The sequence below is a fragment of the Pseudomonas sp. SK genome (genome assembly GCF_012975065.1).
Taxonomy (GTDB): domain Bacteria; phylum Pseudomonadota; class Gammaproteobacteria; order Pseudomonadales; family Pseudomonadaceae; genus Aquipseudomonas; species Aquipseudomonas anuradhapurensis.
Genome location: NZ_CP051857.1, coordinates 3785785 through 3805986 on the forward strand (window position 1 = coordinate 3785785; position 20202 = coordinate 3805986).

At 66.3% G+C, this 20202-nt stretch carries 15 protein-coding genes; 7 read left to right on the plus strand and 8 right to left on the minus strand.

What is annotated here, in order from left to right; genetic code table 11:
- Positions 1-160: 160 nt before the first annotated feature.
- Complete coding sequence (locus HG549_RS17435) at positions 161-1825, plus strand: electron transfer flavoprotein-ubiquinone oxidoreductase (RefSeq protein WP_372241581.1); 1665 nt, start codon at positions 161-163, stop codon at positions 1823-1825.
- 195 nt (positions 1826-2020) lie between these two features.
- On the opposite strand, the gene HG549_RS17440 is transcribed toward HG549_RS17435, so the two are convergent.
- The 3 genes from HG549_RS17440 to HG549_RS17450 form a co-directional block, all read right to left on the minus strand.
- Complete coding sequence (locus tag HG549_RS17440; RefSeq protein WP_170030872.1) at positions 2021-3343, minus strand: MFS transporter; 1323 nt, start codon at positions 3341-3343, stop codon at positions 2021-2023.
- 72 nt (positions 3344-3415) lie between these two features.
- Positions 3416-3895, minus strand: coding sequence for a histidine kinase (locus tag HG549_RS17445; protein ID WP_170030874.1), 480 nt, complete (start codon positions 3893-3895; stop codon positions 3416-3418).
- Positions 3896-4063: 168 nt separating this feature from the next.
- Positions 4064-4540 (minus strand): sigma-70 family RNA polymerase sigma factor, encoded by a 477-nt coding sequence (locus tag HG549_RS17450; RefSeq protein ID WP_170030876.1) that lies wholly within the window; start codon positions 4538-4540, stop codon positions 4064-4066.
- A 467-nt stretch (positions 4541-5007) separates the two neighbouring features.
- Here HG549_RS17450 and HG549_RS17455 point away from each other — a divergent pair, with 467 nt between their 5' ends.
- From HG549_RS17455 to HG549_RS17465, 3 genes are read left to right on the plus strand one after another with little or no spacing between them, the layout of a single operon-like run.
- Positions 5008-6180, plus strand: a complete 1173-nt coding sequence (locus HG549_RS17455; protein ID WP_170030878.1) for an efflux RND transporter periplasmic adaptor subunit — start codon at positions 5008-5010, stop codon at positions 6178-6180.
- Positions 6181-8145: a MacB family efflux pump subunit gene (locus HG549_RS17460; protein WP_170030880.1), complete on the plus strand. Its 1965-nt coding sequence runs from the start codon at positions 6181-6183 to the stop codon at positions 8143-8145.
- A 3-nt stretch (positions 8146-8148) separates the two neighbouring features.
- Complete coding sequence (locus HG549_RS17465) at positions 8149-9552, plus strand: efflux transporter outer membrane subunit (RefSeq protein WP_170030882.1); 1404 nt, start codon at positions 8149-8151, stop codon at positions 9550-9552.
- 119 nt (positions 9553-9671) lie between these two features.
- Here the strand turns inward: HG549_RS17465 and HG549_RS17470 are convergent, their stop codons facing one another.
- Positions 9672-11282 (minus strand): PvdJ/PvdD/PvdP-like protein, encoded by a 1611-nt coding sequence (locus HG549_RS17470; RefSeq protein WP_170030884.1) that lies wholly within the window; start codon positions 11280-11282, stop codon positions 9672-9674.
- A 186-nt stretch (positions 11283-11468) separates the two neighbouring features.
- Between HG549_RS17470 and pvdM the strand changes: the two genes are divergently transcribed.
- Both pvdM and HG549_RS17480 read left to right on the plus strand, forming a co-directional pair.
- A complete protein-coding gene (gene pvdM / locus HG549_RS17475) occupies positions 11469-12815 on the plus strand; it encodes a pyoverdine-tailoring dipeptidase-like protein PvdM (protein WP_170030886.1) in 1347 nt (448 codons plus the stop codon).
- 17 nt (positions 12816-12832) lie between these two features.
- Positions 12833-14125: an aminotransferase class V-fold PLP-dependent enzyme gene (locus tag HG549_RS17480; protein WP_170030888.1), complete on the plus strand. Its 1293-nt coding sequence runs from the start codon at positions 12833-12835 to the stop codon at positions 14123-14125.
- A 104-nt stretch (positions 14126-14229) separates the two neighbouring features.
- Here HG549_RS17480 and HG549_RS17485 read toward each other — a convergent pair whose 3' ends face one another.
- On the minus strand, positions 14230-15198 hold the full coding sequence (locus HG549_RS17485; protein ID WP_170030890.1) for an alpha/beta hydrolase: 969 nt from the start codon (positions 15196-15198) through the stop codon (positions 14230-14232).
- 139 nt (positions 15199-15337) lie between these two features.
- On the opposite strand from HG549_RS17485, the gene HG549_RS17490 reads away from it, so the two are divergent.
- Positions 15338-16459: a cupin-like domain-containing protein gene (locus HG549_RS17490; RefSeq protein WP_170030892.1), complete on the plus strand. Its 1122-nt coding sequence runs from the start codon at positions 15338-15340 to the stop codon at positions 16457-16459.
- Positions 16460-16497: 38 nt separating this feature from the next.
- Here HG549_RS17490 and HG549_RS17495 read toward each other — a convergent pair whose 3' ends face one another.
- The 3 genes from HG549_RS17495 to HG549_RS17505 all read right to left on the minus strand — a co-directional run bounded on the left by HG549_RS17495 (position 16498) and on the right by HG549_RS17505 (position 20106).
- Complete coding sequence (locus tag HG549_RS17495) at positions 16498-17889, minus strand: aspartate aminotransferase family protein (protein WP_170030894.1); 1392 nt, start codon at positions 17887-17889, stop codon at positions 16498-16500.
- A 214-nt stretch (positions 17890-18103) separates the two neighbouring features.
- A complete protein-coding gene (locus tag HG549_RS17500) occupies positions 18104-19426 on the minus strand; it encodes an ATP-binding protein (RefSeq protein ID WP_170030896.1) in 1323 nt (440 codons plus the stop codon).
- Entirely contained in the window at positions 19423-20106 is a 684-nt protein-coding gene (locus HG549_RS17505) for a response regulator transcription factor (protein ID WP_170030897.1), read from the minus strand. Before HG549_RS17505 ends, HG549_RS17500 begins: the two co-directional genes overlap by 4 nt.
- Between the last annotated feature and the right edge of the window lie 96 nt (positions 20107-20202).

A 20202-nucleotide genomic window follows, 5' to 3' on the forward strand; every position in this document is an offset into this window, starting at 1 on the left:
CCCGCCAAGTGGTGTAGATATAATGCGCGGCCAAGACAAAACGGTGTAGTCCGTCATTTGCCCAGCTACAGTTCCGCCGTTGCGTAGAACCGCTGCGAATGCCCCCGCGCACCCATAAGACCCAGCAACAGCACGAGCCTTGATGAGTAGGAGAGAACCAGTGGAACGCGAGTACATGGAATTCGACGTGGTCATCGTCGGCGCCGGCCCGGCAGGCCTGTCCGCCGCCTGCCGCCTGAAGCAGAAGGCCGCCGAAGCCGGTAGCGAAATCAGCGTCTGCGTGGTGGAAAAAGGCTCTGAAGTCGGCGCCCACATCCTCTCTGGCGCGGTGTTCGAGCCCCGTGCCCTGAACGAGCTGTTCCCCGACTGGAAAGCCCTTGGCGCGCCACTGAATACCGAAGTGAAGCGCGACGACATCTACGTGCTCAAGGATGCTGGCAGCTCGACCAAGGTGCCTGACCTGTTCGTGCCCAAGACCATGCACAACCAGGGTAACTACATCATCTCCCTGGGCAACCTGTGCCGCTGGCTGGCCCAGCAGGCAGAGAACCTGGGCGTGGAAATCTACCCGGGCTTCGCCGCCCAGGAAGCGCTGTTCGATGACAACGGCGTAGTCCGCGGCATCGTCACCGGTGACCTCGGCGTCGACCGTGAAGGCAACCCCAAGGATGGCCTGTACACCCCGGGCATGGAACTGCGCGCCAAGTACACCCTGTTCGCCGAAGGCTGCCGTGGCCACATCGGCAAGCAGCTGATCAAGCGCTTCAATCTCGACAGCGAAGCCGACGTCCAGCACTACGGCATCGGTTTGAAGGAAATCTGGGAAATCGACCCGGCCAGGCACGAACAGGGGCTGGTGGTGCACACCGCCGGCTGGCCGCTGGATGTGATGGCCAAGGACAACACCGGTGGTTCGTTCCTTTATCACCTGGAAAACAACCAGGTGGTGGTCGGCCTGATCGTCGACCTGTCCTACGCCAACCCGTACCTGTCGCCGTTCGATGAATTCCAGCGGCTGAAGCACCACCCGGTGATCAGCCAGTACCTCGAAGGCGGCAAGCGGATCAGCTACGGCGCCCGCGCAATTGCCAAAGGTGGCCTGAACTCGCTGCCGAAGATGGTGTTCGATGGCGGCGCGCTGATTGGTTGTGACCTGGGCACCTTGAACTTCTCCAAGATCAAGGGCAGCCACACCGCGATGAAGTCCGGCATGCTGGCGGCCGAAGCGGTCGCCGATGCGCTGGCCGCCGGCAGCGAAGGCGGCGACAAGCTGAACGGCTACGTCAGCGCCTTCAAGGCCAGCTGGTTGTACGAAGAACTGTTCGCCAGCCGCAACTTTGGCGCAGCCATCCACAAGTTCGGTCCGATCCTCGGTGGTGCGTTCAACTATGTCGAGCAGAACTGGTTCGGTGGCAAGCTGCCGTTCACCCTGCACGACACCAAGCCGGACTACGCCTGCCTGAAGCTGGCGGCCGACTCGCAGAAGATCGACTACCCGAAACCGGACGGCAAGCTCAGCTTCGACAAGCTCAGCTCGGTATTCCTCTCCAGCACCAACCACGAAGAGGAACAACCTTGCCACCTGAAGCTGACCGACCCGAACATCCCGATCGCCAGCAACCTGCCGCTGTACGACGAGCCGGCGCAGCGCTATTGCCCGGCAGGTGTGTATGAAGTGGTCAGCCAGGAAGACGGCAGCAAGCGCTTCCAGATCAACGCGCAGAACTGCGTACACTGCAAGACCTGCGACATCAAGGACCCGGCCCAGAACATCACCTGGGTTACCCCTGAAGGCGCTGGCGGGCCGAACTACCCGAACATGTAAGCCCCTGCCCTTGCGTTAACGAAAAGCCCCCGGTTCTCACGAGCCGGGGGCTTTCTGTTTTACCTGTCCCCTGGCGCTGCTGGCCCGTGTAGGGGCGGCCTTGTGTCGCGATGGGGCGTGCAGCGGCCCCGGTAGTCCGTGCCGCTGCGCAGACCTTGGGGCCGCTGCGCGCCCCATCGCGACACAAGGCCGCTCCTACAGGCACCGCGTCGGCAGGAAGTCGGGCTCACTCAACGGCAACGGCTCACGACGCCCGAAATAGAGCGCCGTCAGCAACCCCACCGCGCCCATGATCAGGCAAAATCCGGCACACACCCACGGGCTCCACGGCATCAAGGCAATCAGCGCCAGCGGCGTGGTGCTGGCCCACAGCGCATAGGCCACGTTGTAGGTGAAGGAAATACCCGACACACGGATCTCGGCCGGGAACAACCCGACCATCACCGACGGCACCACCCCCACCACGCCACAGCACAGGCCGGCCAGCGCATAGGCCAGCCAGGTCATGCCCCACTGCCCTACCAGGCTGGCATACAACACGCCGATACCCAACGGCAGCAGCAGGCTGTAGAACATCAGCGCGCGCCAGGCGCCAACGCGATCGACCAGCAGGCCGGCCAGCACGCAACCGATATTGAGGAAGACGATACCCACGCTGCTCAGGGCGAAGGTGTGCCCGGCCGTCATGCCAAAGCGTTGCTGCATCACCGTCGGTGTAATCACCACCAGCACCACCACGGCGGAGGTCAGCACACAGGTCAGCAGCGCCGCCGGGATCAACGCCCGCCGGTGTTCGCCCAACACCCGCCGCAGCGGGAAGCTCACCGGTTGTTGCTGGCGCGCACGCAAGGCAAGGAACACCGGGGTTTCGCTGAGCCAGCGGCGCAGCCACACACCGATCACACCAAACACCCCACCCAGCAGGAACGGGTAGCGCCAGGCGTAATCGAGAATTTCCTGCGCGGTGAACAGCTGCGCCAGCAGGGTCGCAGTCAACGCCCCCAGCAGGTAACCGAAGGTCAGCCCGGCCTGCAGGAAGCCCAGGGCATAGCCACGCCGCCCGGCGGGCGCGTGCTCGGCGACGAAGGTCCAGGCACTCGGCACTTCGCCGCCCACCGCCGCGCCCTGCAGAATACGCAGGGCCAGCAGGATCAACGGCGCCGCATAGCCGATGTCGGCGTAGGTCGGCATCACCCCGATCAGCAGGCAAGGCAGGGCCATCATCAGGATACTCAGGCTGAAAACCCGCTTGCGCCCAAGATGGTCGGCGAAGTGCGCCATCAGGATGCCACCCAGCGGCCGCGCCAGGTAGCCAGTGACGAAAATCCCGAAGCTTTGCAGCAGGCGCAGCCATTCGGGCATTTCAGGCGGGAAGAACAGCTGGCTGAGGGTGAGCGCAAAGAACACGAAAATGATGAAATCGTAGATTTCCAGCGCGCCGCCCAACGCCGCCAGGCCCAGGGTCCGGTGGTCGCCGCGGCTGAACCGGGGCGGGTAAGCGGTATCGTTGGCAGTCATGGCAGGGTCCGCACATCGGCAAAGGGCGAGAGGATAGCAAATCGCTGTCCCCTTGCCCCGCCCACGGCAGCGCTAGCGGCTGAACACCGTGTAGGAGAAATTGACGCGCCCCAGGGATCGCCCCGGTGTCGCTGACAGGGCGCCCGGCAGCGGCAGCTTGCCCACCTGCAACGGCGTATCGATGATCGCCATGAACGCCTCCAGCGCATCGTTATCGGGCACCTGCGGCAGGCTCAGGCTGACCGCCTGGCGCTCGCTGGATGGCACCGATGGCACTGCCAGCTGGGTGGTGTGATACAGCAGGGCATGCTGGATCTGCGGGCTGACGCGGCAGAAGCGCTCCAGGTCGACCCCGGCATGGCTGGCCAGCTCGATATTGCCCAGCAGCAGGTGAAAAGGCTGCAGGGCACACAGCACCAGGCGCTGCAGCTCCTCGAAGCTGTCCACGGGGGCGATCCGGTAATAGCCCAGGCCATTGAGCAGCCGCTCCAGTTGCAGGCGCTGGCACGGGTTTGCGTCGGCGATGAGGATGCGCAGGGTCTTGTTTGCCATGGTCGGGCCTGGGCAGTGGGTAATGGGTAGGCTCCATGACCATACTGCGCCAGTGGCGGCTACTGCCAGGTCCGAGCCTGGCAGGGGTCTTCTTTGATAGAAGCCGGGAAAGATGCAGAAATCAAGTGACGGGCCGATGGATTTTTTCATTCGGCGGCCACCCGGCAATCAGCATTCCCATTCGCGCATGCGCACCCGGCAGTGCTTCATGGCGTTGACAATGTGCTTTTCCACCAGGCTGCGGGAAATGCCCAGGCGCTCGGCAATCTGCTGGTGCGACAGGCCATCGAGCTTGCGCAGCAAGAAGCAGTCACGGCAGACCTTGCCCAGTTCATCCAGGGCACGCTGCATCAGCGCCAGGCGTTGGTCGAGCTGCAGGTCATGCGCCGGCGCCGGGGTGTGCCAGCGTTCATCGCTGTCCAGCACCTCCAGCGGCTCGGCCTGGCGTACCAGGTGCCGCCGGTGGCGGTCGACCAGCAGGTTGAGCGCGGTGCGGTAAAGGAAGGCACGCGGGTGCTCGATGCGCTCGCCGTCGGTGCGTTCCAGCACGCGCAGGTAAGCATCGTGCGCCACATCCTCAGCGGCCTGGCGACTGCCCAGGCGCGCTGAAAGGAAGCCCACCAGTTCGCGATAGTAATGTTCCACGACGTTACCTGAGAGGGTCCTGCCAGCCTGGCCAGAGAGCCCTTTCAGGCAGCAGCGGGACCGAGTGATGTCAACCTGCGATCTTACAAATTATAATGATTCTCAGCAACACGGGTTTGGCTGTAGGGTTTCAGCGCCTGTTGGATCGAGCGCCACCCGCGCAGCGCATCGCGGATGAATCCGCTCCTACATTTGTTTCGGGCGAGTTATTCCTGGGCAATTTGCGCGAGGGCGCTTTGACGCATTAGGTAATTTGCGTGGTATGAACCAGGCGGCCGCGCGCGCTTGTGACAGGCATTACTGGCCCGAAACAAATGTAGGAGCGGATTCATCCGCGATGCGCTGCGCGGGCAGCGCTCGATCTCACAGGCGCCACCTCGCTGTCGCCGTACCAACCCCGCACGATATCCGCTAAATCCCCTCCCGCCGCTTTCGTCTATCTGGCACCCCCTCGGCTGGACGTCTGCATGAGACCTTTAACCACTACCCGTCGCCGGGCCCTGCTCACGGGCCTGGGCCTGCTCGGCCTGGGCAGCCTGCTGGCCTGGACGGCACTGCCCTCCGCTGCACAGCCGCTCAGCACGGTCACGGTGACCCGCGCCGACATCGAAAGCAGCGTAACCGCACTGGGCACCCTGCAACCAAGGCGCTACGTGGATGTCGGGGCGCAGGCCTCGGGGCAGATCCACACCCTGCACGTCGAGGTTGGCGATACGGTGCGCAAAGGCCAGCTGCTGGTCGAGATCGACCCTTCCACCCAGCAGGCGCGGCTGGATGCCGGCCGCTACTCGATCGACAACCTCAAGGCCCAGTTGGCCGAACAACGCGCGCAGTTCCAGCTGGCACGGCAGCAGCTCAAGCGCCAGCGTGACCTGGCCGCTGCGGGCGCCACCCGCGACGAGGACGTGCAGACCGCCGCTGCCCAGCTCAAAGTCACCCAGGCGCGCATCGACATGTTCCAGGCGCAGATCCGCCAGGCCCAGGCCAGCCTGCGCAGCGACGAGGCCGAGCTGGGCTACACCCGCATCTACGCGCCCATGGACGGTACCGTGGTGGCGGTGGACGCGCGCGAGGGGCAAACCCTCAACGCCCAACAGCAAACCCCGTTGATCCTGCGCATCGCCAGGCTCTCGCCAATGACGGTATGGGCCCAGGTATCGGAGGCCGACATCGGCCAGGTCAAGCCGGGCATGACCGCGTACTTCACCACCCTGGCCGGCGGCAAGCGCCGCTGGACCAGCACCGTGCGCCAGGTGCTGCCGGTGCCGCCCAAGCCGCTGGACCAGGCCAGCCAGGGCGGCGGTAGCCCGGCCAGCGTCAGCAATGGCAACGCCGGCAACCAGGTGGTGCAGTACAGCGTGCTGCTGGATGTCGACAACCCGGATGGTGCGCTGATGGCCGAGATGACTGCCCAGGTATTCTTCGTCGCCGGCAAAGCCAGCCAGGTGCTGACCGTGCCACGGGCAGCGCTGGACGACGCCGATGGCCTGCGCCTGGCGCATGTGCTGACCCGTGACGGCAAGGTGGAACAGCGCCAGGTGCGCACCGGCCTCAGTGACCGCCTGCGGGTGCAGGTGCTGGACGGCCTGAATGAAGGCGAACGCCTGGTGATCGGCGCCCCTGGCGTGCGCGGAGGCTGAATGAGCACACCCCTGATCGAACTGGTCGACATTCGTAAATCCTACGGCGGCGTCGACACGCCCAAGGTCGATATCCTGCATGGCATCAGCCTGCGCATCCACCCCGGCGAGTTCGTCGCCATCGTCGGCGCTTCCGGCTCCGGCAAATCGACGCTGATGAACATCCTCGGTTGCCTCGACCGGCCCACGTCCGGCCGCTATCGCTTCGCCGGCAAGGACGTGGCCGAACTGGGCAGCGACGAACTGGCCTGGTTGCGCCGCGAGGCGTTCGGCTTCGTATTCCAGGGCTACCACCTGATCCCCTCCGGCTCAGCCCAGGAAAACGTCGAAATGCCGGCCATCTATGCCGGTATCGCCGCCCACCAACGCCACGCCCGCGCCAGCGCCCTGCTCGCCCGCCTGGGCCTGGCCAGCCGCACCGGCAACCGCCCGCACCAGTTGTCCGGCGGCCAGCAGCAGCGGGTATCGATCGCCCGGGCGTTGATGAACGGCGGCCATATCATCCTCGCCGACGAACCCACCGGTGCGCTCGACAGCCACAGCGGCAGCGAAGTGATGGCGTTGCTCGACCAGCTGGCCAGCCAGGGCCACGTGATCATCCTGATCACCCACGACCGCCATGTGGCGGCGCGGGCACAGCGAGTGATCGAAATCCGCGACGGCCTGGTCGTCAGCGATTCGGCCAGCGCCCTGCCCCCGCCTGACAACGGCCGAGGGCTGCAGGCCGAGCAGTTGCGGCAACGCCTGGATCACGGCGCGACCCTGCGCGGGGCCTGGCGGGGCGAAATGCGCGAAGCCCTGCAGGCTGCCTGGCGGGTGATGTGGGTCAACCGCTTGCGCACCGCGCTGACCCTGCTGGGTATCGTCATCGGGGTTGCCTCGGTGGTAGTGATGCTGGCCGTGGGCGAAGGCAGCAAACGCCAGGTCATGGCGCAAATGGCCGCCTTCGGCTCGAACATCCTCTACCTCAATGGCAAGCCGGCGAGCCTGGGCGAGCAGGCCGGCACCATCAGCCTCGACGATGTCGCCGCCATTGGCCAGTTGCCGCAGGTCAGGCACGTGATGCCGGTACTCGGAGAAAAGATGATGGTGCGCCACGGCAACAACAGCCAGCGGTTCTATGTGGGCGGCAACAACACCCGCTTCCCGGAGATTTTCAACTGGCCGGCGGTGCACGGCAGCTTCTACACCGATAGCGATGAAGCCAACGCCGCAGCGGTGGCGGTAATCGGCCAGAAAGTGCGGGAAAAGATGCTCGCGCCAGGGCGCGACCCGCTAGGGCAGTACCTGCTGATCGGCAATGTACCGTTCCAGGTGGTCGGCATCCTGGCTGGCAAGGGGGCCAGCTCTGGCGACCAGGACAGCGACGGGCGCATCGTGGTGCCCTACTCGGCAGCCGCCATTCGCCTGTTCGGCCAGCGCGATCCGGACTACATCGCCGTCGCCGCCCTCGACTCCACGCAGGTCGGCGCAACCGAAGCGGCCATCGACCAGCTGCTGCGCCAGCGCCACAACGGGCGCCGGGACTTCGAGCTGAGCAACGACGCGGCACTGATCCAGGCCGAAGCGCGCACGCAGAACAGCCTGTCGCTGATGCTCGGGGCGATTGCCGCGATCTCGCTGCTGGTGGGCGGCATCGGGGTGATGAACATCATGCTGATGACGGTGCGCGAGCGCACCCGCGAAATCGGTATCCGCATGGCTACCGGCGCACGCCAGCGCGACATCCTGCGGCAATTTCTCAGCGAGGCGGTGCTGCTGTCGATGGTTGGCGGCCTGGCCGGCATCGTCCTGGCCCTGGCCATCGGCGCCGGCCTGATGCTGGCAGATGTGGCGGTGGCCTTTGCCCTGCCTGCCATGCTCGGCGCCTTCGCCTGCGCCGTGGTCACCGGCATCGTGTTCGGCTTCATGCCCGCGCGCAAGGCCGCCCGCCTCGACCCGGTCAAAGCCCTTACCAGCGAATAATCCATGACTCTGCCTAGCCGCATCAGCCTGTTGCCCCTGTGCGTATGCCTCGCCGCCTGCAGCACGCCAACCCCGCCTGCCAGCGACCTGGCCGCCCCGCTCGCCTGGCAAGGCGCAGGCGCATCACCCTCGGCACCACCGCCGACGCTCCAGTGGTGGCACGCGTTCGCCAGCCGCGAGCTGGACCGCCTGGTGCAGCGTGCCCTGCACAATGCCTACGACCTGGCCGCCGCCACCGCGCGGGTGCGCCAGGCCCAGGCCCGCGCGGTGATTGCCGGCGCGCCGTTGTTGCCGGAGCTGAAGCTGGGCCTGGACGGCAGCCGCCAACGCCTGCTGCACGGCGATGGCTACGACCAGCTTGATGTCAGCCGCAGCGAACCGACCAGCACCTCGTTCGATATACAACTCAGCGCCAGCTACGAGATCGACTTCTGGGGCGGCCTGCGGGCGTCCCGCGCGCAGGCCTTGCGCAGCCTGGAGGCCAGCCGTTTCGACCGCCAGACCGTTGAGCTGACCCTGGTCAGTGCCGTGGCCGACAGTTACCTGCAGGGGCTGGCCCTGGCAGAACAGCTGCGCATCGCCCGCCTGAACCTGCGCAATGCCCAGGATCTGCTGGGCCTGGTCGAAGCGCGCCAGCGCAGCGGTTCCGCCACGCGCCTGGAGCTGGCCCAGCAGCGCAGCCTGGTGGCCGCGCAGCAACGCCAGTTGCCGTTGCTGGAACAGAAGTGGCAGGACAGCCGGGTCACCCTGGCGACCCTGCTCGGCGACCCGGTGCAGTCGTTGCCCACCAGCCAGGAAGCGATCACCAGCCTGCAGTGGCCGGCCATCGGCAGCGGCGTGCCCAGCGAACTGCTCACTCGCCGACCGGACATTGCCGCTGCCGAAGCGCGTCTGGCCGCTGCCAGCGCCAATGTGCACGTCGCCCGCGCGGCCATGCTGCCCAAGCTCACCCTCGGCGCCAACCTGGGGGCAGGTGCCGACACCTTCGCCCACCTGTTCGATAGCGCCTACTACACCCTCAGCAGCGGCCTGGTCGCGCCGCTGTTCAACCATGGCCGGCTGCGCGCCGCACGTGAGCTGGCCGAAGCCGAACAGGCGGAATTGCTGGAGACCTACCGCAGCAGCATCCTGGCCGCTTTTGCCGATGTCGAGAAGGCGCTCAATGCGATCGATGGCGTCGATCGCCAGCGCCAGTGGCAAGATCAAGAAGTGCAGCAGGCCCGGCTGGCATTCGAGCTGGCGCAACGGCGCTATGGCGCAGGCGCCGAGACCTTGTTGAGCGTGCTGGAAACCCAGCGCACCTGGTATGTGGCGCAGGACCAGCAGGCGCAACTGCGCCTGGCGCGGTTGCAGGGCAGCGTGGCGTTGTACAAGGCCTTGGGTGGGGGGTGGGGAGTCAAGCAGTAGGTCGCCGGTACCGGCCCTATCGCCGGCAAGCCGGCCCCGCAGGGCCTGCGCCGGGTTCAAGGCATGCGCTGTACCGGCGGGAGCTGGCTTGCCGGCGATAGGACCGGTACAGGCAGCGGCTAGCTCCGCACCTTCAGGTTGCGCGCATACCAAGGTCGCTGCGGCACCTTGGGCTGCAACGTGTCGAACAGGCCGTCATCGCTGTAGATGATGCGCAACGCCAGCTTCATCGTTTCCGGGTCCATCTCCACACTGCGCCCAGGCCGCAACCCCGGCACCGTCGAGCAGCCGTGCGTATCCGGCCCCAACCACGGGTCCGCCACGGCCACCCAGCGCCCTGGGGCGAACCACGGCACACCGTTGACCTGCAGGCGCCTGACCTCGCCAGGGTGCAAGCGTTCATGGGCCTCGAACCAATCCTCGATGCGGTCGTCGATCCAGCCATGAAAGCGCCAGAACACCGGGTTCACATGGGAGGAAAACGGGTCCCCGAGGAAGTCGTTGTGGGCGGTGAACCAACGCTCGGCAAAATCATCCGGCGTGCGCGCCGTCGGCACCGGCATGCCATTGGCGGGGTCGCGCGGCACCGATGCCCAGCGCATGTGCAACCAGTCGTGCAGGCCCAGTTCCAGCTCCGAGCCGAATTGCGCCAGGGTCAGCGTGCTCAGGTACTCGGGGTCGGTATAGCGCGACTCCCAGACCTGGAAGTTGCCATGGAAGGTATCCGCAGCCTTGATGTCGCGCACCCACTGGCTGTACTCCGCGTCACCGCTGGCCTGCCAGGTCGGCGGCAGGGCGTTGCCATCATGGTTGTCGAAGTAGCGGGCGAACCCGGCGCGGTCGCGCTCCAGTTCCGGCTGCGGCAGCGGGAAGCGCGGCCAGGACGGCAGCTCCTGCAACGCCCGAGCGCTGCCAAGCATATGCCGGTGCATGAACAGGAAGTCCTCACCCGAGCCATTGCGGTCCTTGTGCCGGCCACGCGCATCACGCTCGCGGTCACGCGGCCCGGGCTGCCAGCCCAGGCCACGCAGGGCGCCCTGCTTGTCCTTGGCCAGCTTGTGCCATTTGTCCCGCGAGGCGTGCCACAGCTGATGGAACAGGCGATGCTCCGCTGTGGTCAGCCAGGCCAGCAATCGCGGGTTCAGCGGGGTCCGTTCCCGGGCTTCCGGGAAGCTGCGTTTCAACGCCAGGAAGTGGTTGTCCTGCAGCGGCAACGACAACGCCCGGTCCAGCCGCGCGATGCGCCCATTGAGCGTTGCCGGCCCGGCGTTACCGAAACGCCCCCACACCTCGTCGAGCACGACATGGCATTCGTAGCGTGCCTGCGGCGACAACAGCCGCCAGCGCAAGCTGCCCGGCTTGTCTGCCAGCAAGTCGCCGACCACGCGGTAGCGCGGTTCCGCCGCCGCACGCAGGCGCTCGGGGGTATCCAGATAACCGCGCAGGGCGCGGCCATTGCCTGCAACGTCAAGCAACAGCTCCAGGTCGCCCGCCGGCAAACCCTGCAGGCCCGCCTCCTCGCCCAGCAGGGTCAGGCGCCAGACGCCGCGCAGGGCATCGCCCAACTGCTGCAGGCCGGTATCGGCCAACTCGACAACGGCCTCGCCTGGCGTCTGCGGAAATTCCTCGGCGGCGCTCTGCCGCTGTTGATACAGCGCCCCCACCGCAGCGGGCACCACCACGCCCGTCAATGCCACACCGGCGATGAAACCGCGTCGCGAAATCGTCATTGCATACCTGTGCATTCATTGCGGCCATGGAGCACGGCCCGTCCAACGCTAGAACGTTGCATGGGCGGCGAAATTTAACCGGCAGGGCCAGAGGCCGCGGCTAAATTTCTGCGCTGCAAGCTCGTTCACTGCAGGTAGCGGCGGCCTCTGTGCCCATCCCTCGACGGTGAACCTACTGAGACCAAGATGACGACTTCACGCTGGAACAAAGCCCTGTTTATCAGCCTGGCCACTGCGCTTACCGCTGGCGCCGGGTTTGCTGCCTGGCACTATTTCGCCACGCCTGCCGGCTACTCCAGAGCGGTGATGCGCCAGGCCAACGACCTGCAGGAACGCATCCTCTCGTTCGACAGCCATGTCACCCTGCCGCTGACCTTCGGCACCGAAGGCAGTGAGGCGGACAAGGACGGCGCTGGCCGCTTCGACCTGGCCAAGGCTGCACGCGGGCGCCTGTCCGGCGCCGCCCTGACGATATTCGCCTGGCCCGAATCGTGGACTGGCAACACAGGCCCGCACCGCCCTACCCCAGGCTTCGTCGAAGCCGCCCGGCATACCCAGGAGGTGCGCTACAACGCCATCAGCGCGATGGTCCGCGACTTCCCGCAACAGGTCGGCATCGCCTACACCCCGCAAGACTTTCGGCGCCTGCACGGCGAGGGCAAGTTCGCGGTGCTGCTCAGCATGCTCAACGCCTACGCCCTGGGCGACGACATCGACCAGCTCGACCGCTGGGCCGCACGCGGGGTGCGCATGTTCGGCTTCAGTTACGTGGGCAACAACAGCTGGGCCGATTCCTCGCGCCCGCTGCCGTTCTTCAATGACACTGCCGATGCGCTGGGCGGCCTGTCACCGCTCGGCAAGCGCGCCGTGCAACGGCTGAATGACCTGGGCGTGATCATCGACGTGTCGCAGATGTCCAGCAAGGCGCTGGCCCAGGCCGTCGCCCTCAGCCGCGCGCCCGTGGTGGCGTCGCACTCGGCGCCACGGGCCATGGTCGACATCAGGCGCAACCTTTCCGACAAGGAGCTGCAACTGATCAAGGGCAGTGGCGGCGTGGTCCAGCTGGTGGCCTTTTCCACCTACCTCAAGCCGCTGAGCAGCAAGACCCAGGACAAACTCAACGCACTGCGCACGCGCTACGCCCTGCCGCCGCTGGCCGACCTCAACTACGCACTGATGCCGGGCGACCCGGTGATCGCCGGCTGGCCGGAGCAGAAGGTCGGCCAGTATGCGAACGAGCTGTACGGCATCCTCGAAGACGAACCCCCAGCCACCCTCAAGGACTACGGCGACGCCATCGACTACACGGTGCGCAAGGTCGGCATCGACCACGTCGGCCTCAGCTCGGACTTCAACGAAGGCGGTGGCATCGACGGCTGGCAGAACGCCAGCGAGGCGCGCAACGTCACTGCCGAACTGATCAGCCGCGGCTACTCCGAAGCGGACATTGCCAAGCTCTGGGGCGGCAACTTCCTGCGGGTGTGGGAGCAGGTGCAACGCGCCGCGCAACCTGTCACCCACTCATCCCCCTGACCCTGGCGAGCCACTCGATGAACGACCGTCGCACCTTTCTCAAGCAGGCTGGCCTGCTGGCTGCCGCGCTGCCCCTGGCCGGCCCCGGCGCGCTGCTGCAATCGGCACAGGCGGCGCCTGCGCAAGCAGCCACTGGCAACGACTGGGCGGCATTTCGCAGCCTGTTCGAGCTGGACCCTGCGTATGCCCACTTCGCCAACTTTCTGATCACCTCGCACCCACGCCCGGTGCACGAAGCCATCGAGGCATTGCGCGCCCGCTTCGACCATCACCCGGCCCGCCTGGTCGACTGGGACAGCCAGTCGGAGTGGAAGCACGAAGCCGCCGTACGCGAGTGGGCGGCGCGCTACCTCGAAGTGACGCCGCGCCAGATCGCCCTGACCGGCAGCACCACGGAAGGCCTCGGGCTGATCTATGGCGGGCTGAAGATCGCGCCGGGGCAGGAAATACTCACTACCGTGCACGAGCATTCAGCCGCTCGCCACACCATGGGTTTTCGCACCACCCGCGACGGCACCCGAGTGCGCCGGTTGCGCCTGTTCGACGACCCTGCCAAGGTCAGCAGCGACCAGGTTCTGACCACCATCGCTGCCGCCATCAGGCCACAGACCCGGGTGCTGGGCATGACCTGGGTGCACTCGGGCAGTGGCGTGAAACTGCCGGTGGGCGAGATCGGCGCGCTGGTCCGCGAGGCCAACCGCCAGCGTGACGCGCAGGACCGGATCATCTACGTGATCGACGGCGTACACGGCTTTGGCGTCGAAGACATGCGCTTTGCCGACCTCAACTGCGATTACTTCATTGCCGGTACCCACAAGTGGCTGTTCGGGCCACGCGGTACCGGGATCATCTGCGCGGCGTCCACCGGGCTGGAGCAACTGACCCCGACCATTGCCACCTTTTCCGAGAACGAAGACTTTGCCACCGTGATGACGCCGGGTGGCTACCACGCGTTCGAGCACCGCTGGGCGCTGGGCAAGGCGTTCGAACTGCACCTGCAACTGGGCAAGGCGGCAGTGCAGGCGCGGATCCACGGGCTCAACGAGCAGCTCAGGCAACAGCTTGAGGCGTTGCCGGGGGTCGAACTGGTGACACCGCGCAGCGCACGCTATTCGGCGGGGTTCACTTTCTTCAGGGTCAACGGGCAGGATGCCGACGAGGTGGCCCGCCATCTCAATAGCCAGCGCATCGTGGTCGATGCCGTGTCGCGGGATGTGGGGCCGGTGGTGCGGACGGCGCCGGGGTTGTTGAATACCGAGGCCGAGATCGAGCGGTTGGTAAATGTGTTGGGGCGACGCGTTCACGGTTGACGCCTTGGGGCCGCGTGGCGGCCCATCGCGACGCCAGGCCGCTCCTGCAACATCGCGTCAATCTGGCCTGACGCTTTCGCAACACGCGCCCCGGCAATCTCGAGTCAGCCCTGCTCGCCGATCACCTGCAACCACGCCCCGACATCCCGATAGATGTCCCCCACCTGGCCCACGATACCCGACATGCGCAGAAAGTCATGGGTCAGCCCCTCCACCCGCGCGAAGCGCACTGGCGTGCCACCCGCCAGCAGCCAGTCGCGATAAGCGATACCTTCATCGTGCAACGGGTCGTACTCGGCGACGAACAGATACGCCGGCGCCAACGCTTCCCGCAGGGACGAGCGCAACGGCGACACCCGCCAGTCCAGGCGCTGTTCAGGCTGCGGTACATAGTGCCGGTAGAACCACTCCAGCGTGGCCGTCTCCAGCAGGTAACCCTCGGCATGCCGGCGATGCGAATCACGCTGGCAGGCCATATCGGTTACCGGATAGAACAGCAGCTGCGCCAGCGGCTTGAATGCCAGTGCCTCGGGTTGCTCGACTGCCATGATGGCCATGACCGCTGCCAGGCTGGCCCCCACGCTGTCCCCCGCCAGCACTATCCGCTGCTTGTCCAGCCCCAGCGCCGTTGCCTGTTCAGCCAGCCAGTTGGCAGTGTCCAGCACATCGTGCAGCGCCACCGGAAACTGCTGCTGCGGTGCCAATCGGTAGTCCGCGGCCAGTACCGCGAACTCGCCCAGGGCAGCCAGGCGGCGGCACACCGAATCATGCGAGTCGAGGCTGCCAACCACGTAGCCGCCACCGTGCAGGTACAGGATCACCGGCTGCAAGGCGGCAGCGGCCTGGCCCTGACGGTACAAACGGGCAGCCAGGCGGGAACCGTCGCGCGCGCCGACCTGCAGTTCGCTGACCATCACGTGGCCCGGCGGGCTCGGGTCGAGCAGCTGCGAGCTGCTTGCGAACTCGGCGCGGGCCTGGGCCACGTCCATCGCGTGCATGGGCAGGCTCCTGCCCGTCAGCCGGCCAAATTCGACCAGTTCCAGAAAAGCCGCCAGATCAGGGTGCAATGCCATGTGGGTTCCTTGGTGGACAAAGTGACTCGGGCTCCCCTACGGACGTAGCCGCACACCGAAAAATTACCCGCCCCTACCGCTAAATCAGTGCCCCAGGCACTCGTCATCCTTGCACAACGAAAAACCGCAGAGGCATACCGTGGACCTTCAGAGCATCCTCAGCAAACTGTTCGCCAACGCCCATGCTGTCGGCATCGAGGGCGTGTTCCAGTTCGTCTTCGGCCAGGACCAGGTGTTCTGGTCGGAGGTCCGCGACAGCAGCCGCACCAGCGCCGGCCGGCACAGCGCGCCGGACGTCACCATTGAAGTGGCCGAACGTGACTTCCTCGGCATCATGGGCGGCACGGCCAACGTCGAGGAGCTGTTCGCCAGCGCGCGGCTGAAGATCACCGGCAACATGGGCCTGGCCACGCTGCTGCCGCAAATCATCAGCAACGCGCGCCGCGGGGTGACGACGACCAAGGTGGCGATGAACCAGCGCTACCCGACGCCGGCACGCTTCAGCGAACGGGTATCGGCGGGCCAACCCGTGCAGCGCGAAGTGGCCCGCATCGCCCGCGCCGACCTGCCCGTGGCGCGCTTTCATGACGACTACCTGGTGCATGGCATTCCGCTGGTGATCAGCGATGCGCTGCAGGACTGGCCGCTGTTCACCATGGGCCGTGAGGCCTCGCTGGTGCATTTCGCCGAACTGCAGGGCATTACCCGCCACGGCGACTACGTGAAGAAGACGTTCTCCACCGACCGCGACTTCCGCTCCACTTCCATGGCCGAGTTCATCGCCTCGCTGGACACCCCGGCCAAGCCTGGTGAAACCCCGGCCTACATGGGCAATAACATCGTGCCGGAAAAGCTGCTGTCACTGATCCGCTACCCGCCGTATTTCGCCCGCGACAAGTTCATTGCGCCGCGCATCTGGATCGGCCCCAAGGGCACCCTGACGCCGCTGCACCGCGACGATACCGACAACCTGTTTGCCCAGGTCTGGGGGCAGAAGTCGTTCATTCTTGCCGCGCCACACCATCGTCCGGCGCTGGGCACCTGGTCGACCAGCCCCAAGGGCGGCCTGGACGGCTGCGATTTCAACCCCGACGCCCCGGACTACCAACGCTTCCCGGCGGCGCGCGAGGTGCCGTTCCTGCGCGTGGTAGTGCAAGCCGGTGACCTGTTGTTCCTGCCCGAAGGCTGGTTCCATCAGGTGGAGTCGGTGTCTACCTCGTTATCGGTGAACTTCTGGGTGGATTCCGGGCGCGGCTGGTAGCCGGGATTGCCGGGGGCGTGCTGTGCCCCCGGCAATACTCAGACAGAAGCCATCAACGCCTCGGCAAAGCGTTGTGCCACTTCGTCGATCTGCTCACCGGTGATGATCAACGGCGGCAGAAAACGCACCACCGCGCCATGCCGCCCGCCCAGCTCCAGGATCAACCCGCGCTTGAGGCATTCACGCTGCACCGTGGCCGCCAGCTCACGGTTGGCCTGTGGTTGGCCAAGCGCATCTCGCTGCCCTTGGCCGCCGACCAGCTCCACCCCGATCATCAACCCACGGCCACGGATATCGCCCAGCTGCGGATAATCCCGCTGCAACTGCCGCAGATGCTGGCTCAGGCGCTGGCCCATGGCCTCGGCATGCTCGGCCAGGCGCTGTTCGACCAGGTAAGCGATCACCGCCGAACCCGCCGCCATGGCCATCTGGTTGCCACGGAAGGTACCGGCATGGGCACCCGGCTTCCAGCTGTCCAGCCAGTCGCGGTACACCACCACCGCCAGTGGCAGGCTGCCACCGATGGCTTTGGACAGGGTAACCACATCCGGCACGATGCCGGCGTGCTCGAAGGCGAACATGCGCCCGGTGCGGGCAAAGCCGCTCTGGATTTCGTCGACGATCAGCGCCACGCCGGCCTGCTCGGTGATCCGGCGCACGCCCTTGAGCCACTCGATATCGGCCGGGATGACCCCGCCCTCGCCCTGTACCACCTCGAGGATCACTGCGGCGGGCAATGGCACGCCGCTTTCCGGGTCGAGCAGCAGGTTTTCCAGGTAATGCAGGTTGGCCCTGACCCCGGCTGCACCGCCCAGGCCGAACGGGCAACGGTAGTCGTAGGGGTATGGCATGAACTGCACGCCGTTGCCGAGCAAGGCCCCCAGCGGCTGCTTCGGCCCATGGCTGCCCATCAGGCTCAGCGCACCCTGGCTCATGCCGTGGTAGGCCCCCTGGAAAGCCAGCACGGTGCTGCGGCCGGTGGCACTCCGTACCAGTTTCAGCGCCGCCTCTACCGCATCGGTGCCGGTCGGGCCGCAGAACTGCACCTTGGCCTCACGGCGCAGTGCCTCGGGCAGGACACCGAACAGGTCCTGGACAAAACGGTCCTTGACTGGCGTGGTCAGGTCCAGGGTATGCAGGGGCAGCTCATCGGCCAGTACCCGCTGGATCGCCTCGACCACCACCGGGTGGTTATGGCCCAGCGCCAGGGTGCCGGCACCGGCCAGGCAATCGATGAACTGGCGGCCTTCGACATCCTCGACATGAATGCCACTGGCGCGCTTGAGCGCCAACGGGATGCGCCGCGGGTAGCTGCGGGCGTTGGACTCCTGTTGCTGCTGGCGCTGCAGCAAAGGCGAATCGGTGAACGCGTACAACGGGCGCGGCGCACTGGCCGGTAGGACCTGGGCAAGGCTGGAAGCGGTGGGCATGGGTGGTTCCTCGCAAGCAAGCGAATGAGCGGGTGTCGCTTGGGAAACGCTTGAATGCGAGGAGGATTTAGCGGTTGGTGCAGGATTTTCGTCGGCCTGTTGTGGCCGGTTCGCGGGTAAAACCGCTCCCACCGGGACCACACCGTAGCTGAAACCTGTGCTGTACCTGTGGCAGCGGGTTTACCCGCGAACCGGCCGCAACAGGCGGCAAGGATCAATGCCCCGAGCGTGCCGGCACCTGCAGCAGAACCCGCAGCCCATCACTGCGGCTGTCGAACTTCAGGCTACCGGCACAACGCTGCACGATCGCCTGCACGATCGCCAGGCCCAACCCGCAACCACCACTTTGCCCATTACGCCAGAAACGCTCGGTCAAGTGCTCCAGGTCGGCCTCGGCAATTCCCGGCCCATGGTCGCGCACCATGAAGCCTACCTGCCCGTCGCTCATCTGCACCTCCAGTTCTACCGCCTCATCGCCACCGTGGCGCAAGGCGTTGTCCAGCAGGTTGCGCAGCGCCGCCACCGCCAGCGGTGCCGGCATGCCCAGGTAGACCTGGGTAGCTGCTTCCGGCAAACGCAAGACGATACGCCGGTTGTCACCACCACCGGCGTCCTGCACCGCCTGCCGGGCCACCTGTTCGGCGCTGCACTGCACGCCATCCTCGAACGACAGGCTGCCCTCCACCCGCGCCAGCATCAGCAACTGTTCCAGCGTACGGTGCATGCGGTCGGCGCCCTGCTCGGCATGTGCCAGTGCCTGCTCGCGCACTGCCCCGTCGGTCATGCGCGCCACCTGCAGGTGGGTCTTGATCGCCGTCAGCGGGCTGCGTAGCTCATGCGCGGCATCGTCGGTCAGGCGCCGCTCACGCTCGATCGTCTGGGCAATGCGCAGGAATAGCTGGTTCTGGGTTTCCAGCAACGGCTGCAGTTCGCTGGGCAGGCCCGCCACCTGCAGCGGCTCGACGCTGTCCGCGCGCCGGCGGCGCAAGGCATCGCGCATGCGGTTGAGCGGTTCCAGGCCCTTGCCCAGGCCGATCCACAACAGCCCCAGGCTGCCGAGCAAGGCCATCAGCACCGGCGCCGAGGCGGCCAGCAGGATCGACTGGTTCAGCGCCTCGCGCTCCATGTGCCGGTCGGCGGTGGTGATACGCACATCGCCGTGGTTGTAGGTGAAGGTGCGCCACAGCGCATCGTCGATGGTCTGGTCACGGAAGCCACTGCGCTCGTCGTCCATGGCGCCGTCGTGCTTGTGGTTGCTGGCGAGGATCTCGCCACGCAACGAGCTGACCTGGCAGGCCATGCCGTCCGGCACGCTGAACTGGTCGGCAGAAAAATGCGCCTCCTCGCCCTTGGCGGTCAACGGTTGCGGCAGCTGGTCGATGAGCCCGGCGACCATGCGTGCCGAGGCCACCAGGCGCTGGTCGAGGGAGAACATCATCTGCTGGCGCAGGTCGCGCAGCATCCACGCGGCCGCCAGCACCCAGATGACCACGAAGGCGCTGCCCAGGATCAGGCTCAGGCGTACCCGCAGGCTCATGATGCGGCCTCTTCCGGCGCCTGCGCCGGGCCCAGGCGGTAGCCCAGGCCGCGCACGGTCTCGACGATGCCGTTGCCCAGCTTGCGCCGCAGGTGGTGGATATGCACGTTCAGGGCATTGCTCTCCACCTCGTCGCTGAAGCCGTACACGCAGTCCTTGAGCTGTTCGCTGGACAGCACTCGCCCAGGGTTCTGCAGCAGCGCCTGGAGCAGGGCCTGCTCACGGCGCGAGAGGTCGACCGGCCGCCCGGCCAGGGTGGCCGCGCAGGTACTCGGGTCGTAGCACAGCGGGCCGTGCTCGATCACATTCACCGCGCGCCCGGCCACCCGCCGCAACAGGGTGTGCAGGCGTGCGGCCAGCTCGCGCAGGTCGAACGGCTTGAGCAGGTAATCGTCGGCCCCGGCCTGCAGGCCATCGACCCGGTCGGTGACCGCATCCCGCGCGGTGAGCACCAGCACCGGCAGCGTTTCGCCCTGCTGGCGCAGGCGGCGCAGCAGCTTGAGGCCGTCTTCGTCGGGCAGGCCGAGGTCGAGAATCATCACGTCGAACTGCGCGGCCTGCAGCATCGCCCGCGCATCGGCGGCATTGCCCACCCGGTCCACGGTCAGGCCCTGGGCGGTGAGGCCGGCGCAGATGCCGGCAGCGATCAGGTCGTCGTCCTCGCAGAGCAGAACGTGCATGGTGGGGCTCCCGGAGTGGTGTGGCTGACATTGCACCTTGGGCGGATTAAGGGGGGATTATGGACCTTTTCCGAAGGGGGTTGGGGCTCGTCTTGG